We start from the raw sequence: 14,777 nt of genomic DNA, 5'->3' as shown, positions 1-14,777 counted from the left end.
CTGCATCGACATAACCCCACAATCTATCGATACACCAACGGAAACGGCACACCCACAAATTAACCAACAGGGTCTGCGGACGGGCGCTCCGTATTCGTATCGGACAGGGGTGATCGTGAGATGCGGCGGCCTGGAGCAAACCGGGGCCCGGAGCAGCCAGAGGCCCGCACCGCCGAGACACGCGCACCGTCGAGACACCTGGACCTGTCGGGATGTCCGAGGCCGCTGGGATGGTTGGGGCGGCTCTGCTTGGGTGGGGAGGGTCAGCGGTAGAGGCGTAGGTCTGCGATGGACCACCAGTTGGGGCTGCTGGTGGTGGACGTCAGGCGGAGGTAGCCGGCTCGAGTCGGGTGCAGGTTTACGGTGGTGAGCTGACCGATTCCGGTGCCGGTCGCCGCGGTGGTCCAGTGCTGGCCGTCGGGGCTGACCGAGAGTTGCCAGGCTCGGGCGTAGTCGCCGAGGTAGCCGCCGCTGTCGATGGCCAGGCTGCGGAACGTTCGAGGGGTGCCGAGGTCGACCTGGAGGTACTGGCCGGGGGTCTGGGCTGCGCCGCTGGACCAGCGGGTCGATGCGTCACCGTCGATGGCCAACGTGGCGCCGTCGCCGGGCGGGTAGGCGACGGCCGTGGCGCCGGTCAGGGACAGCTCGCCGGGGTGCGCGATGACCGAACGCGGCCAGACGAAGGTCGCCAGGGCACCGCCGGGCAGAGTGTATTCAAAGGTGTGGGTGCCGACGGCGACCGCGAACGTGCGCGGGTCGTCGTTCTGGTTGTGGACGACCAGGGCGGTGGAGCCGTCCGGATTGCGGAACGCGACGTCCATGATCTGGCCGTTCCAGCCGGTGGTGCCGAACGACGTGCTGGCGATGCGGACCGCGCCGGGCCGGACGAACTTCGACAGGTGACCGATCGTGTAGTACTCCGCGTCGGTGCCGACCGTGCCGTCGGGCTGCAGCGTGAGCAGGCCGGTGCAGGTGCCGCAGCCGCCCAGGTGCGGGCCACCGGTGCTGTCCAGCGCGATGTTCCAGTTGACCACCGACTTGCCCCAGTTGCGGGTGACGCCGATGGTCAGGTTGCGGGCGTGCCAGGTCAGCGTGCCGCGGAAGACCTGCTCGGCGGTGTCGTCGGGGCCGTGCGAACCGGAGCACTCGGTGAACCAGATGCCCTTGTCCGGATGCGCCTGGTGCAGCGCGGTCTGCGCGCTCGGGTCGCCGGAATAGCAGTGGTAGGCCGTCCCGGCCAGCCACTTCGCCGCCGGGGTGCCGAGCAACTGGTCCGGGTAGTCGGTCTCCGGATCCTCCCCCGGCGGCGTCGACCCGACATCGCCCGGGTGGGTCTGCCAGTTGTGGTCGTACCCGAGGATTTTGGTGTTCGGGCTGGCTTTTTTCAGCAGCGGGCCGAGCCGTTCGATGACCGCGGCCTGCTGGCGCACCGGCATGTCGGTGCCGGGGTAGCCGCCGGGCTTGCGGTTCTGCGGTTCGTTCTGCACGGTCAGGTAGTCGATCGGGACGCCGGCCGCGGCATAGGCCTGGACGAATTTCACCAGGTAGCGCGCGTACGTGTCGTAGATCTTCGGGTCGTCCTTGAGGCGGCCGCCGACCAGCGAGTCGCCGGTCTTCATCCACGCCGGCGGGCTCCACGGCGTCCCGAGAATCGTCAGCTGCGGATTCAGCCGGCGCGCCTGGCGCAGCAGCGGCAGGATCTGCGCGCGATCGTGATCGACGCTGAAATGCCGCAGCGCGAAATCGGTCTGGCCCGCCGGAACGTCGTCATAGGTGTAATGCTCGGCGGCCGCGGTGAAATCGGAGGAGCCGATCGGCTGACGCAGAAAACTCACGCCGATGCCGTTCTTCACATCAAAAAGCGAGCGTACGGCCTGATCCCGCGCCCGGGGCGCCAGCCGGTAGAGCACGCTCGCCGAGGAGTCCGTGATCGACGCGCCGAAACCGTCCATCCGCTGGTACGTCTGGTCGGGGTTGACCGTGATCGTGGGCTGCGTGCTCGCGCCCCGGCCGAAGGCGACCGGCGCCCGCTCGTGCAGCAGCTCGGCCCGATCGGTGGTGGTGACCCAGACCCGCGCTCGCGCCTCGTGATGATGCCGAGGCCCGGCGGCCGCGGCCGAACCGGGAACGACGAGAACCAAGCCGAGAACTGCCGCCACACCGCGCCGCATCATTTCTCCCCCACTCCGTCGAGTGAGACCAGAATTGTTACACCGCGAGACCTGCGTCAATACGTAACGGTTCCGGAACCGTGATGAAACAAATGTAACGGCGGAAAGCATGTCACATCGGGGTGACGGAGTTCATCGCGATGTCGAGCAGCCCGGCGAGCGGCCGCCGGCCGTCGTGGTCGCTCCACTCGGACTGGGCGATCTCGAGGCAGGCGAGCGCGGACGCGGCGAGCGCGGCGGCACCCAGACGGCGCTGATCCTCGGCGAGGTCACCGGGCAGTCGGGCGGCCAGCACGTCGGCAAGGCTCTTGCGCAAGGACGTCTGCCGGTGCAGATGACTCGCGTGCAGGGAGGGACTGTCGCGCATCATCCGAGTGATGGCGAGCGACCGGGGGTCGGCCATCCTCTCCACGATGCCGTCGAAGCTGCGGCGCAGCGCCGTCCAGGGCGGCTCACCGGCGGGGCGCTCGGCGAGGGCCGCGGTGAGCCGCTCGCCGGAGGCGGCGAGCACCGCCACCATCACCTCGTCCTTGCTGCCGAAATAGCGATGGAAGCTGCGCCGGGACATCCCCGCGGCCTCGGCGATCTGCTCGACCGGGGTGGCGTCATAACCCTGCTCGACGAACAGGTCGATCGCCACCAGCGTCAGCTCGGCCTGCACGGCACGCCGGGTGCGCTCCCGCAGACTTTCGCTCTTCGCGTCCATGAGACCAAGCGTACACCTGGCCAGGCTTGGCACAGTGAGACACCTTCGGCGTAGTGTGTAAAACGTCGAAAGCCTTCCAGCTCCGAGGATCACCATGAGCCAGACAGTCGAAGACCCCACTCGCAAACCCGCCAGCAGTCTGCTGGTGCTCTACCTCGCGCTCGGCGGTCTGGCGTTCGCGGTGCTCCAGTCGCTGGTGTCACCCGCGCTGGCCACCATCGGGCGCGACCTGAACGCCACGACCAGCGACGTCAGCTGGGTCGTCACCGCCTACCTGCTGTCCGCCTCGGTGCTCACGCCGATCCTCGGGCGCCTCGGCGACATCGCCGGCAAACGCAAGGTCCTGATCGGCGTCCTGGCCATCCTGGCCGTCGGCACCGTGATCGCCGCTCTCGCGCCGAACCTGGCCGTGCTGATCGTCGGCCGCATCTTCCAGGGCGCGGCCGGCGCGATCCTGCCGCTGTCGATCGGCATGGTCCGCGACGAGCTGCCCCGCGAGCGGGTCGCCACCACGGTCGGCCTGATCTCGGCGATCTTCGGTGTCGGCGCCGGCATCGGCATCGTCGCCGCCGGTCCGATCGTCGAGCACCTCTCCTGGCACTGGCTGTTCTGGCTGCCGCTGGGCCTGATCGCCATCGCCCTGGCCGGCGCGATCTTCGGCATGAAGGAATCCCCGGTCCGCTCGCCCGGCAAGCTCGACGTCCTCGGCGCGAGCATCCTGTCGGTGTCGCTGGTCTCGCTGCTGCTCGCGATCAGCAAGGGCCAGGCCTGGGGCTGGGGTGAGGCCAAGACCATCGGCCTGCTCGCCATCGGTGTGGTCGGCCTGATCGGTTTCGTCCTGGTCGAGCTGCGGGTCAAGGAGCCGCTGATCGACATGAAGCTCATGAAGATCCGCGGCGTGTGGGCCACCGACCTGGTCGCCCTGATCCTCGGCTTCGCGATGTTCGGCACGTTCCTGCTCGTCCCGACGCTGCTGCAGCTCCCGGCCGCGACCGGCTACGGCTTCGGCAAGTCGGTCTCCACGGCCGGGCTGTTCCTGCTCCCGACCGTCGTCATGATGGTCGTTTTCGGACCGCTCGCCGGCATCCTGAACCGTAAGTACGGTCCGAAGCTCCCGATGTTCCTCGGTGCCGTCTTCGTCGTCGGCGCGTTCGCCCTGCCCGCGCTCGCGCACGGCCAGATCTGGCAGGTCCTCGCGTCCGGCATCCTGACCGGCGCCGGCATCGGCTTCGCGTTCGCGGCCATGTCCAACGCCATCATCGAGGCCGTCCCGGCCGCACAGACCGGCGAGGCCACCAGCGTCAACACCATCGCCCGGACCATCGGCAGCAGCATCGGCACCGCGGTCGTCGCCGCGGTCATCACCTCCAACACCACCGCGCAGGGCCTGCCCACCGACGCCGCCTTCACCAACGGCTTCTGGGTCTGCGCCGGTGTGGCCGTCCTCGCCATCGTCGCCGCTCTCGCGCTGCCCGCCGCGCACAAGCGCCACGAGCAGGCCGTCGACACCGGCGTCAGCGACCTGCCGCCGGAGCCCGACGAGATCCACGTCCTGCACCACAGCAAGGCCTGACCACACAACAGCACGCACGAACCGGGCCGTGACCACCGATGCGGTGGCCACGGCCCGGCCGCGTCTGCCCGGCCCGACCGGCGGCTCCGGCCACATCAAGAGCCAGACCGGCGGTGGCCCGGCCGCATCAAGAGCCAGACCGGCGGCGGCCCGGCCGCGTCAGAGCCAGACCGGCGGCGGCTCGGCCGCGTCACGAGCCAGACCGGCGGCATCCCGGCCGGACGGCTGAGGCCGGTGGGAGCATTTTGTCTCTACCGTGCCCTCATGCGGCATGTGCAGATCTTCACGGCAGTGCTCGTCCTGTTGTCCGTTTCCGCCTGCGGCCCGGCCGATCCGGCACCCGCCGCCGCACCGGCGGCGCCGTCATCCGCAGCGGCCCCGGCATCTGCCGCGCCGGCGTCCTCCCCCAGCACCGGGACAGGCGCCACGGCGGAAGGCACCGCGGAGAAAGGCACCGCGGAGGCGGGCACGGCCTGCAAGCTCGCGGCCAAGGCGCCCCGGACCGGCGAGGCGATGGAAATCGACGAGTCGATGATCAAGGACATCGTCACGAACGCCGCCAAGTCCGGCATCGCGCGCATCGAACAAGCCGGCGCGCAGGTGCAGAGCCGCTACAAGGCCTGGCTGAGCACGGCGATCGGCGACGACGCGGCGAACGCCCAGGACGATCTCCTGGACGCGGTGGGCCGGCTCCGCAGCGCCTGCGTCGCCGCCGCTGTCCCGGCTTCCTGACCATTACCGGACTTCAGCGCTCCCGGCCGGGACCGAAGCCTGCCCATCTCTGTCCGCGACGCCGATGTAGGCCGGGACCGAAGCCTGCCCGTCTCTGTCCGCGACGCCGATGTAGGCCGGGACCGAAGCCTGCCCGTCTCAGTCCGCGACGGCGACGTCGGCCGAGACCGCCACGCGCGGCGCGTGGAGCTGCGGCAAGGGCACAACCGCCCACCGGTACGCCATGACAGCATCCACAGCCGTGCTCGGACCGAGGTCGTACTCATCGGGGAAGGCGAAACGCCGATCGGGGCGGGTGCCGTCCACGGCCAGGTCGGACAGGACCCGGCCGAGCGCGGCACGAACTTGAAGCCGTGCCCGGAGAAGCCGGTGGCCACCACCACCGGACCGAGCCGGTCCAGCACGAAGTCACCGGTCGGCGTCGTGGTGTAGGTGCAGCTGATCGGGCCGAACGCGTCCGGGTCCACGCCGGGCAGCCACTGCCGGGCATAGGAACGCAGCGCGGCCAGCTGCCCGGGCTCCGGGGTGAAGTCCCGGTGATCCGGATCGGTCTCCGGCCCGACCCCGTGGAAGCCCACCTTGATCCCCTCGCCGGGAGTGGCCAGCCCGTAGACGGTGCCGCCCGGGACATCGCCGATCAGGTGACCGAAGCTCGGCCAGCCGTCCTCACCGGCCCGCGCGGCGAAGTGCGCGGGCTGCTCCTGGGTGACCCGCAGCGGCGGCAACGGCACGAGCCCACCCACCAGCTTGCCCGCCCACGCGTTGACCGCCGCCACCACCCGGCGAGCCCGGTACCCGCCACTGTCCGTGTGCACGAGCACGGCGTCGTCGCCGAGCACCTCGATGGCGGTCACCGGCGTGGCATGCCGTACCGAAGCCCCTGATTGTGCCGCCGCGGTCTGCAACGCGGCGACGGACCTGTCGGCGTGCAGCCGTCCGCTGTCCGGATGGAACAGCGCGCGGGTGTCGAACCGGATCCCGGGCCAGCGTTCGCCCGCCTCCTGCGGCGTCAACCAGCTGTGGGGTACGCCCGCAGCCGCCAGCCCCTCAGCCAGCTGCCCCCAGCGCGGATGATCGCCGTGGTCCACGCCGCCCGTGACGGTCAGCAGCTCGGCGCCGGTCAGGTCCTCGAGCTCGCGCCAGAGCTCCCGGGCCTCCCGAGCCAGGTCGATGTACGCCCGATCCGGGTACGAAAGCCGGAAGATCCGCGACGCGCCGTGCGACGCGCCCCGGGTGTGCCCGGCCTCGTACTGTTCGAGCAGCACCACCCGCAGCCCGCGGCGAGCCAGCTGCCAGGCGGCCGCGGAGCCGACCGCCCCTCCACCGGCCACCACGACGTCGACGTCCTCGAAGCCCATCACATCTCCCAGCAGCGATCGATAATGCATATCTAACCTATAGGCTTACTGCCTAAAAGGTAAGTTGAGAGATCTACCTCAGGTTCGCGGTGATCGGACCGACAGTGCGAACATGACGCAGACCATCGGGCGACGGGCGGTGCCGCCCGCGGTGCTCGCCCTGCTCGGCGCGGTCGTCGCCGCGCAGGCGGTGGGCTGGGCCCACCCCGCGTGGTACCCGATGATTCTCGGCGCGTCGCTCGTGGTCCTGGACGCCGTCGGCGCGTTCTACCTGCTCAAGGTCGCCCGGCTGGGGTTCAACACGCTCTCCTGCCGGCTGGGCGCGATCGCCCGCGGGCTCGGCGTCGGCAACGCGGCCGCGTTCCTGGCCTGGGTCCTCGGCGGGCCGGGCTGGCTGTGGTGGGTCGCCACGGCGGCACACGTGAGCGGCATGGCGCTGCTCGGGCTGGCCACCGTACTGGGGCCGGTGTTGCGTCTCAGCGGTCCGCACCGGCAGGCGTTCGTCGCCGAGATGGTGGCCATCGCCGCACCGGCCGTCATGGCGATCTGGTCCTTCGGCCTGCAGCCGGCGTTCCGCGCCAGCGGTCCGGGCCAGCCCTGGATCATCCTGGTCGGCCTGCCGATCGCCGACCTGATGCTGGCCATGGCGGCCGCCGCGATGCTGCTGCGCGGCGTCGTCAGCCACTGGCGCGACCCGATCAGCGTCCTGCTCGGCGGCATGGTCCTGGCCGTGCTGGCCGACACCGACTGGGTGACCGGGCTGCCGGCCGGTGTCGCGCACAGCGTCGGGCTGTTCGGCGGCACGCTCGGCGTCGCCGCCCACCTGCTGCTGACCGCGTCGCCGCTGATGGTCGCGTCCGGCATCGGCAGCGTCACCAACCGGGCCCGGCGCGCCGGGCCGCCGCCGTGGGTGGGCTACCTGCCGCTGGCCTCGCTGCTGGCCGGAGTCACCCTGCTGCTCGTCGTGATCGTGACCACCGCGGGCTTCCTGCGCTGGAGCGGGCTGGTGGTGGCGACCGCCGTCATGCTCGTCGCCGTGACGTTCCGGCAGTGGCTCACCCTGCGGGCGAGTCAGGCGCAGGCCAGCCGGGACACCGAGACCGGCCTGGCCAACCGGGCGGCGCTGAAGGACGCCCTGGCCGGGCTGGTCCGCGGCCGGGAGACGTTCGCCGTGCTCGCCGTCGCGATCGACCGGATCCCGCCCGGCACCGCGGTGGCCGACGTGCTCCGGTCCTGCGTCCGCGCGGACGACCTGGTGGCCCGGCTGAGCGACAGCACGTACGGCGTGCTGATCACCGACGCCGCGGTGGCCGGCGAGGCGACCGTCGCCGCGCAGCGGATCCTGGCCGCGATCGAGGACGACTCGGGCTCCTGCCACATCGGCGTGGCGGTGGCCCGCATCGACGAACCGGCCAAGACGGTGCTGCGCAACGCCGAGATCGCCATGAACCACGCGCGCCGGTCCGGCACGCCCACGTTCGTCGTCCACGAGCCCTCGATGAACGACCGGCGGGCGGCCGACGCGGCGCTCAGCGAGGCCCTCGAGGGCGCCCTGCAGCGCCGCGAGTTCACCGTGCTCTACCAGCCGATCGTCGACCTGACCACCCGCCGGGTGGTGGCCGTGGAGGCGCTGCTGCGCTGGCATCACACGTCGCTCGGCGACGTGCCGCCGGGCGCCTTCATCCCGGTCGCTGAACGCTCCGGCGAGATCATCGCCATCGGCCAGTGGGTGCTGGAGCAGGCCTGCACCCAGGCGGCGCGCTGGCGCGCGGACGGCATCGACCTGACCGTCACGGTGAACGTCTCGCCCCGCCAGCTCCAGGAGCCGCACCTGGCCCGGGACGTGCTGGGCGTCCTGGCGTACACCGGCCTGCCGGCGCAGAACCTGATCGTCGAGGTGACCGAGTCGGCGATGGTGAACGAGGCCATCGAGATCGCCGCGCTGCGCCGGATCCGCGCCGAGGGCGTGCGCATCGCCATCGACGACTTCGGCACCGGCTACTCGTCGCTGCAGTACCTGACCCAGCTGCCGGTGGACGTACTGAAGATCGATCGCAGTTTTGTCGCGCAGCTCAACGGGACCGCGGAGGGTTCCGCGATCGCCGAGGCCGTGATCCGGCTGGCGCAGGTCCTGCGGCTGACCACCGTCGCCGAGGGCATCGAGGAGGAGGAGCAGGCCGCCGAGTTGCTCCAGCTGGGCTCGCACCGCGGCCAGGGGTTCCTGTTCGCCCGGCCGGTCCCGGCCGACCAGATCCCGGCGCTCGCCGAGGCGAGCGCTCCGCTGCCGCTGATGGTCCGCTGACCGCGATCTGATTCCGTTCAAAGTCCATCGGTACGACCACGGCAGCGAGGACCATCGAACCATGGCCTCCACCGCCCGCCCGGAGCTCGACGACTCCCGCGACAGCACCGGGGCGCACCAGCTCGCCCAGCCGACGCTCGACGACGCGCTCACCGCCCTGCGGCGCCTCTACGGCCCACACTGCGACGACCTGTGGCGGACCCTGCTGGCCCGGACCGGGCTGACCGGGCAGGAGACCGATCTGCTCTCGTTCGAACGCCTGGTCAACACCATGCACGGGGCTCAGCCGATCGCACAGATGTGCGGTCGTGGTCTGGCCGTCCGCGCGGCCGCCTACCGCCACCTCGCCGCCGCCAACCGGGGGAAATGATGAGCGATACGGACCTGCTCGCCCGCATGCACGTGCTGGCCGGCCTCGACCTGGACAACCCGGCGCTGCGGCAACGGCTCGACGAGATCACCGCGCGTACCGCCGGTCGGCTCGGGCTGCCGATCAGCCTGGTCAGCTTCGTGCTCGACACCGCGCAGCTGCTCGGCGGCACCTACGGCGTCGAGGGGTGGATCGCCGATGCCGGTGGCACCCCGGTGGAGTGGTCGTTCTGCGCCAACGCGGTGGAGTCGGGGCAGCCCTACGTCGTACCGGACACCAGCGTGGACCCGCTCCAGTCGGTGAACCCGCTCGCGTTCGTCGACGGCTTCGGCAGCTACGCGGGGGTGCCGCTGATCGTCGACGGCACGGTCCTCGGCGCGCACTGCGTGATCGGCACGGCCGCGCACGAGTTCACCGACGCCGACCTGGCCGAGTTGCGGACCAGCGCCGACGAGATCGCCACGGTGCTGCAGAGCTACCGGCGGGACGGGCACTGATCTCGTACAGTCGGGCACCCGCCGACCCTTGGGAGTGCAGATGTTCGGACGATTCCGGGACGAGCGGCCACCGCTGCAGCGCGCGCTGGAGGCGGCCTCGGCCCTCAAGCCCGGCACCTGGGAGAGCGTCGAGTCGCTGGCCCAGCTCGCCATCGCCTGCAAGGGCACTCCGGACGCCGGGCGGATCTACCAGAGCGCGTACGAGACGGCGGCCGAGCTGAAGCCCGGCACCTATGACAGTGTGCGGGCCCTGGCCTGGCTGCACCGGGCCGGCGAGGAGCTGCGGAGCGCCTAGGATCGTCGATATGGCGCTGCGACCCGTCCAGGTGAACGTCAAGGCCGTCGACCACGCGGCGCTCGGCCGGTTCTGGGCAGCGGCACTCGGCTGGCGCGCGCACCACGGCGCGACGACCTACGTCGGGCCGCCCGGTGACTTCGTCTGGCCGGATCCGGTCGCCGTCGGCATCGACGTCGTGGCCGTTCCGGAGCCGAAGGGCGCGGTCAAGAACCGGGTGCACCTCGACCTGGCCAGCGCGTCGGCGGCTCACCAGGCCGAGCTGGTGACCCGACTGATCGGGCTCGGCGCGACGCCGGCCGACGTGGGCCAGCACGACGTACCGTGGACGGTCCTGGCCGATCCGGAGGGCAACGAGTTCTGCGTGCTGGAGCCCCGGGAGATGTATCGGGACACCGGGCCGATCGCCGCGATCGTGGTCGACTGCGCGGATCCACCGGCCATGGCCCGGTTCTGGGGCGAGGCACTGGACTGGACCGTGCGCCGGGTGACCGACGAGTTCGCGTCGTTGCGCGCCGGGACGCCCGGCGGGCCGTACCTCGAATTCCTCCGCACGCCCGGCGCGGCCGGACCGGACCGCCTCCATCTCGACCTGCTGCCTGCTCCCGGTGATGATCAGGTGGCCGAGGCGGCCCGGCTACGGGACCTCGGTGCCACCGACCTCGACGTCGGGCAGGGCGACGTGCCGTGGATCTGCCTGTCCGACCCGCAGGGCCACGCGTTCTGCGTCTGCGCCCCGCACTGACCGGTCAGGTGCGCTGCCAGCCCGCCGAGGTCTGCTCGACCGCGCCGGCCGCGGCGAACGCGTCGAGCCAGCCCTGCATCGGCCAGAAACCCCACCGGTCGGCGAAGAGCCGGCCGTTGCGCAGGATGTCGTCGAGGTGCTGCCACGGCGGCGAGGACGTCGGGTGGTGCTGGTGGTAGGCGTGCGCGCCACCGACCCAGACCAGCGGGACGGCGGCCTGCTTCGCGGTGTAGGCGAGGTCGGTGTCCTCACCGCCGTACCCCTCGAAGGCCTCGTCGAAGCCACCGAGCGTGCGCCAGGCCGGCGCGGTCACCGCGAACGACAGCGACCAGAACAGCCGGTGGTCGTCCGGGCCGGCCACGACGTTCTCGCCGTCCGGCGGTGCCGGGCGGGCCGCGTGCGGCGCGGTCAGGGCCGCCAGCGCGGTCGCGTCCTCCGGTTTGACCCCTTCCGGCAGGTAGGTGACCGGGCCGCACAGCAGCGCACCCGGGTGGGCGTCCGCCGCGGCGCGGTAGCGCGCGAACAACGCGGTGCCGGGCAGGCAGTCGGCGTCCAGGAAGACGATCAGGCCGGCGTCCGCGGCGGCTGCGGCGCCCCGGTTGCGTCCGGCGGCGAGCCGCAGGCCGTTCTCGCCGGGCGGGACGTGCACGACGTCGGCGCCGGAGAACTCCGGTGGTCCGGGCGGCGGATCGGCGTCGAGCCAGACCAGAATCCGGCGTACGGGCGTGGAGCGCAGCAGGCGTTGCTGCCGGCGCACGTGGTCGAGCCGGGCCGCGGAGCACAGGGTGATCACGGCGGTCGTCGGTGTCACGCGCCCACCTGCGCGATCGTGTCGGCGGCCCGCCGCGCGGCGCCGGTGACACCCCACTGTGACCAGTCGGTCCGCAGGCCACGGGCTCGGTCGAGCACCGACGGCCACACGGCGGCGCCGGGCCAGGCCGGTTCCACGACGGCGAGCCGGCGGTCGGTGAGGATGCGCCCGGTGGCCACCTGCTCGCCGAACGGGCGGGGTTGCGGCACGATGACCGCCCGCGCGCCGGCCGCGGCGAGGTCGGCGACGCTGTTCTGCCCGGCCGCGGCGACGATCACCTCGGCGCGTTGCAGCGCCTCCCACGGATCCGCGATCCACGTCGACGCCGTGCCGCCCGCGCGCTGCCAGCGGGTCCCCGGAGTCGCCGCGGCGGCAGCGGCGAGATCGTTCTCGGTCACACCGCCACCCAGGACCAGCACGGTGCCGGGGTCGGGCTCGATGTCACGCGTACGGCCGTCGAAGCGGGAGATGCCGCCCACCTCGACGAGGCCGGGGGTAGCCGGGCCGTGGTGCGCGCCGGCGGGCCAGGGCGCCAGCACCCGGGACGCCGACGCGTAGGCGAGCCGGTGCGGGGTGTCGCTGCGATCACCGGGCTGGGTGACGACGACCGTCGGGACGCCGAGCAGTCGTACGAAAATTGCCACCTCCACCGAAACGTCCACCACGAACCGGTCGAAGTGCCGGTCGGCGATCGCGGACGCGATGGCCGCGAGCCGGCGGGCGTGCCCGGCGTGGCCGAGCGGCGCCCAGTGCAGCAGCCCGCCGACCGTCGGGTCCGCGCCGGCCGGATCCCGGTCCCCCGGCGGCCGATCGTTGTCGGGGGTGAGGCTCACCCACGTCGTCGCGGGCGGGAGGGTGCCCGGTCGCGGCAGCGAACTGAAGACCACCACCTCCCCCGGCAGGTGCGGGCGCACCGCGTGGAAACGGGTCACGTGGCCCGCGCCGTGGTGATGCAGATACCAGCCGGTCAGGCCCACGCGTCGGCTCCCGCCATGTCGAAAACGGTCTCGAGCTCGGTGGCCCGATGGTCGAGGGAGAACCGGGCCAGCGCCTCGGTCCGGGTCCGCAGCCGATGCCGCAGGTCGCGGCCACGGTCGCCGGCGAGCTGCTCGGCCGCCGCCGCGAGGGCCTCGGCGTCACCCATCGGCACGAGTCGCACGGCGCGCGCGGCCCCGGCGACCTCGCCGATGCCACCGGTGTCGAACGCGGCCACCGGGGTCCCGGTCGCCAGCGCTTCCGCGACGACGAGCCCGAACGGCTCCTGCCAGAGCGGGGTGACCAGGGCGCAGCCGCTGCCACCGACCAGGTCGGCGAGCGCCGGCTGCGCGAGCGGCCCCAGATAGTCGACGCCGGCGCCGAGATAGGGGCGCACGTGCTCCTGGAAGTAGGCGACGTCGCCGATCCGGCCCGCGATGCGCAGCGTCCGGCCGGTGAGCCGCGCGGCCCGCACCGCCAGGTGCACACCCTTCTCCGGCACGATCCGCCCGAACCAGACCAGGTCGTGGCCACCGGGACCGAGCCGCCAGCGGCCGGCGTCGATGGCGTTCGGCATCACCTGCGCCTCGACGCCGTGCGCCTGCCACTCCGCGGCGGTGAACGCGCTGACCGCGAACAGGCGACCGTGGTGCTCCGTCGCGCGGGCCGCCGCGACGAGCCGGGGCAGCGGCGGGGTGTGCAGTGTGGTCACCATCGGCACGCCGAGCCGCTCGGCCCGGGTGAGCGGCTGCGGGTGCAGGCTGTGGTTGTCGACCAGGTCGATGGTGTCCGCGTGGCGCCGGATGAAGTCGAGCGCCGCCTCCAGGGCCGGGATGGCCCGCTCCAGGTGACCCGGCGGATAGGTGGAGTCGGTGGCGTCACGCTCGTCCGGCCAGACCACGGCCGGCAACCGGAACTCGGGCGGGCCGTCCTGCTGGAACTCCGAGCCCTCCACGGCGCAGAGCAACACCCGGTGCCCGCGGGCGCGCAGCATCCGTACGCGGTCCCACACCATGGCCTCGAGCCCGCCGGCGTGCGGTTCCCGGATCGGGTGGCGCAGCGGGGCGATGACGGCGATCGTGCGCGGCCGGGCGCTCACGCGGCCCGCTCCGCACGGTTCAGCACCCGCTGGTACAGAGCGTGGTGGGCGGCGGTGATCGCCTCGGCCCCGGCGACACGCTGCCGGCGACGATCGGCCACGCGCGCCACCCGGGCGGCTGACCCCGGGCGCGGTGTCCCGGCGAGCAGCCGCCGTACGGCCAGGGCCAGCCCGGTGCCGTCGCCGGCGGTGAACCCCGCGAAGTCCTCCGGATGCTGCTCACCCGCGTACCCGACGGGTGGACCGGCGACCGGGACGCCGAGGTCCCAGCACAGCTCGGCCCAGCCGGAGTGCGTGCCGGTCCGGTACGGCAGCACGGCCACGTCGAGGTCGGCGATCGACCGGGCCAGGGCGGCGTCGTCGAGCCGCTCGGTCCGGTGCAGCTCGGCGCCGGGGTGCGCGGCGACCAGGGCGGTGACCTGTTCGCGGGCGGTCTCGTCGCGGACCCGCTCGTTGACCTGCACCCGCGCGGTCGCCGCGACGCCCTGCGCGCGCAGGTGGCCGACCGCGGCGAGCAGGGTCGCGACGGCCCGCACGGCGTCGGTGCCGGGGCGGATGTCACGCAGGTGCACGCCGATCACGTACGGCTCCGACCCGGTTCCGGCCGGGGCCGGCGCGTCGAGGGACAGCACCCGCGGGTGCGGGACGACCTCGGCGGTACGACCCCAGCGGCGCTCGATCGCGGCGGCGGCGCCCCGCGTCAGCGTCACCAGCTCGTCGGCGGCACGGACCAGCACGTCGAGGTGCTCGCGGTGTGCCGCCTGGTCGGTCAGCTGCGGGTTCTCCAGGTCGTGGAGCGTGTAGACGAGCGGGCGGCCGGCGGCGCGCAGCGCGCGGACGAGCGCGCGCAGGTGCGCGGTGGGGTAGGACTCGGTCCCGAAGTGCACGTGCATCACGTCGAAGCGGTGCACGTTCGCGGTGACCCAGCCGGCGTCGCACATCACCGGCGGCCACCAGCGCCCGTCCACGGCGCCCGGCGGTGGCGGATCGGGCAGCACCCGGAAGCCGGTGCCGTCCAGCACCTGCCGTACGTAGGTGTGGCCGGCCGGGATCGAAGCCACCCGGACAGCGGAAACGACGGATGCGGCGAGCGTCATGGACACGTCCTCGAGGTCGGTCGGGCGGAAACGACCAACGCGAACC

Annotated in this window: 13 protein-coding genes; 6 read left to right on the top strand and 7 right to left on the bottom strand. The window is 72.4% G+C overall.

Translation table 11 applies throughout. The features are described 5' to 3' along the window. Positions 1-263 precede the first annotated feature (263 nt). Complete coding sequence (locus ADL15_RS02875) at positions 264-2,159, bottom strand: discoidin domain-containing protein (RefSeq protein WP_232343866.1); 1,896 nt, start codon at positions 2,157-2,159, stop codon at positions 264-266. A gap of 124 nt (positions 2,160-2,283) precedes the next feature. Further along, positions 2,284-2,877, bottom strand: coding sequence for a TetR/AcrR family transcriptional regulator (locus ADL15_RS02870; protein WP_067684854.1), 594 nt, complete (start codon positions 2,875-2,877; stop codon positions 2,284-2,286). A gap of 94 nt (positions 2,878-2,971) precedes the next feature. Here ADL15_RS02870 and ADL15_RS02865 point away from each other — a divergent pair, with 94 nt between their 5' ends. After that, complete coding sequence (locus tag ADL15_RS02865; protein WP_067684852.1) at positions 2,972-4,450, top strand: MFS transporter; 1,479 nt, start codon at positions 2,972-2,974, stop codon at positions 4,448-4,450. A gap of 611 nt (positions 4,451-5,061) precedes the next feature. Here ADL15_RS02865 and ADL15_RS02855 read toward each other — a convergent pair. Next, positions 5,062-6,570 carry an FAD-dependent oxidoreductase gene (locus ADL15_RS02855; RefSeq protein ID WP_198170486.1) on the bottom strand — a complete coding sequence of 503 codons (1,509 nt, stop codon included), beginning with the start codon at positions 6,568-6,570 and terminating at the stop codon, positions 5,062-5,064. Positions 6,571-6,652: 82 nt separating this feature from the next. On the opposite strand from ADL15_RS02855, the gene ADL15_RS02850 reads away from it, so the two are divergent. The 5 genes from ADL15_RS02850 (at position 6,653) to ADL15_RS02830 (ending at position 10,749) form a co-directional block, all read left to right on the top strand. Further along, on the top strand, positions 6,653-8,842 hold the full coding sequence (locus tag ADL15_RS02850) for a putative bifunctional diguanylate cyclase/phosphodiesterase (RefSeq protein ID WP_067684847.1): 2,190 nt from the start codon (positions 6,653-6,655) through the stop codon (positions 8,840-8,842). Positions 8,843-8,903: 61 nt separating this feature from the next. Further along, positions 8,904-9,212, top strand: a complete 309-nt coding sequence (locus ADL15_RS02845) for a hypothetical protein (protein ID WP_067684846.1) — start codon at positions 8,904-8,906, stop codon at positions 9,210-9,212. Then, complete coding sequence (locus ADL15_RS02840; protein ID WP_067684844.1) at positions 9,209-9,709, top strand: GAF domain-containing protein; 501 nt, start codon at positions 9,209-9,211, stop codon at positions 9,707-9,709. Before ADL15_RS02845 ends, ADL15_RS02840 begins: the two co-directional genes overlap by 4 nt. Positions 9,710-9,749: 40 nt before the next feature. After that, positions 9,750-10,004, top strand: a complete 255-nt coding sequence (locus ADL15_RS02835; RefSeq protein ID WP_157441121.1) for a hypothetical protein — start codon at positions 9,750-9,752, stop codon at positions 10,002-10,004. A gap of 10 nt (positions 10,005-10,014) precedes the next feature. Further along, positions 10,015-10,749, top strand: a complete 735-nt coding sequence (locus ADL15_RS02830) for a VOC family protein (protein ID WP_067684840.1) — start codon at positions 10,015-10,017, stop codon at positions 10,747-10,749. A gap of 4 nt (positions 10,750-10,753) precedes the next feature. Here ADL15_RS02830 and ADL15_RS02825 read toward each other — a convergent pair whose 3' ends face one another. From ADL15_RS02825 to ADL15_RS02810, 4 genes are read right to left on the bottom strand one after another with little or no spacing between them, the layout of a single operon-like run. Continuing rightward, complete coding sequence (locus ADL15_RS02825) at positions 10,754-11,560, bottom strand: glycosyltransferase family 2 protein (protein WP_067684838.1); 807 nt, start codon at positions 11,558-11,560, stop codon at positions 10,754-10,756. Next, positions 11,557-12,537 carry a hypothetical protein gene (locus tag ADL15_RS02820; RefSeq protein WP_083970845.1) on the bottom strand — a complete coding sequence of 327 codons (981 nt, stop codon included), beginning with the start codon at positions 12,535-12,537 and terminating at the stop codon, positions 11,557-11,559. The genes ADL15_RS02825 and ADL15_RS02820 overlap by 4 nt, the downstream gene beginning before the upstream one ends. Beyond that, entirely contained in the window at positions 12,528-13,634 is a 1,107-nt protein-coding gene (locus ADL15_RS02815; protein ID WP_067684836.1) for a glycosyltransferase, read from the bottom strand. Before ADL15_RS02815 ends, ADL15_RS02820 begins: the two co-directional genes overlap by 10 nt. After that, entirely contained in the window at positions 13,631-14,731 is a 1,101-nt protein-coding gene (locus ADL15_RS02810; RefSeq protein WP_067684834.1) for a glycosyltransferase, read from the bottom strand. Before ADL15_RS02810 ends, ADL15_RS02815 begins: the two co-directional genes overlap by 4 nt. Between the last annotated feature and the right edge of the window lie 46 nt (positions 14,732-14,777).

The organism is Actinoplanes awajinensis subsp. mycoplanecinus, assembly GCF_001509495.1.
In the GTDB taxonomy this organism is placed as follows: Bacteria; Actinomycetota; Actinomycetes; order Mycobacteriales; family Micromonosporaceae; genus Actinoplanes; species Actinoplanes palleronii.
The sequence above is the reverse complement of the archived record's forward strand: the minus strand, read 5'-3'. Positions and strand labels throughout refer to the sequence as shown.

Bases quoted from the DNA above. Each gene is read 5' to 3' on its own strand.
- ADL15_RS02870 (WP_067684854.1), bottom strand. From the start codon at position 2,877: ATGGACGCGAAGAGCGAAAGTCTGCGGGAGCGCACCCGGCGTGCCGTG.
- ADL15_RS02865 (WP_067684852.1), top strand. From the start codon at position 2,972: ATGAGCCAGACAGTCGAAGACCCCACTCGCAAACCCGCCAGCAGTCTG.
- ADL15_RS02855 (WP_198170486.1), bottom strand. From the start codon at position 6,570: ATGCATTATCGATCGCTGCTGGGAGATGTGATGGGCTTCGAGGACGTC.
- ADL15_RS02850 (WP_067684847.1), top strand. From the start codon at position 6,653: ATGACGCAGACCATCGGGCGACGGGCGGTGCCGCCCGCGGTGCTCGCC.
- ADL15_RS02845 (WP_067684846.1), top strand. From the start codon at position 8,904: ATGGCCTCCACCGCCCGCCCGGAGCTCGACGACTCCCGCGACAGCACC.
- ADL15_RS02840 (WP_067684844.1), top strand. From the start codon at position 9,209: ATGATGAGCGATACGGACCTGCTCGCCCGCATGCACGTGCTGGCCGGC.
- ADL15_RS02835 (WP_157441121.1), top strand. From the start codon at position 9,750: ATGTTCGGACGATTCCGGGACGAGCGGCCACCGCTGCAGCGCGCGCTG.
- ADL15_RS02830 (WP_067684840.1), top strand. From the start codon at position 10,015: ATGGCGCTGCGACCCGTCCAGGTGAACGTCAAGGCCGTCGACCACGCG.
- ADL15_RS02810 (WP_067684834.1), bottom strand. From the start codon at position 14,731: ATGACGCTCGCCGCATCCGTCGTTTCCGCTGTCCGGGTGGCTTCGATC.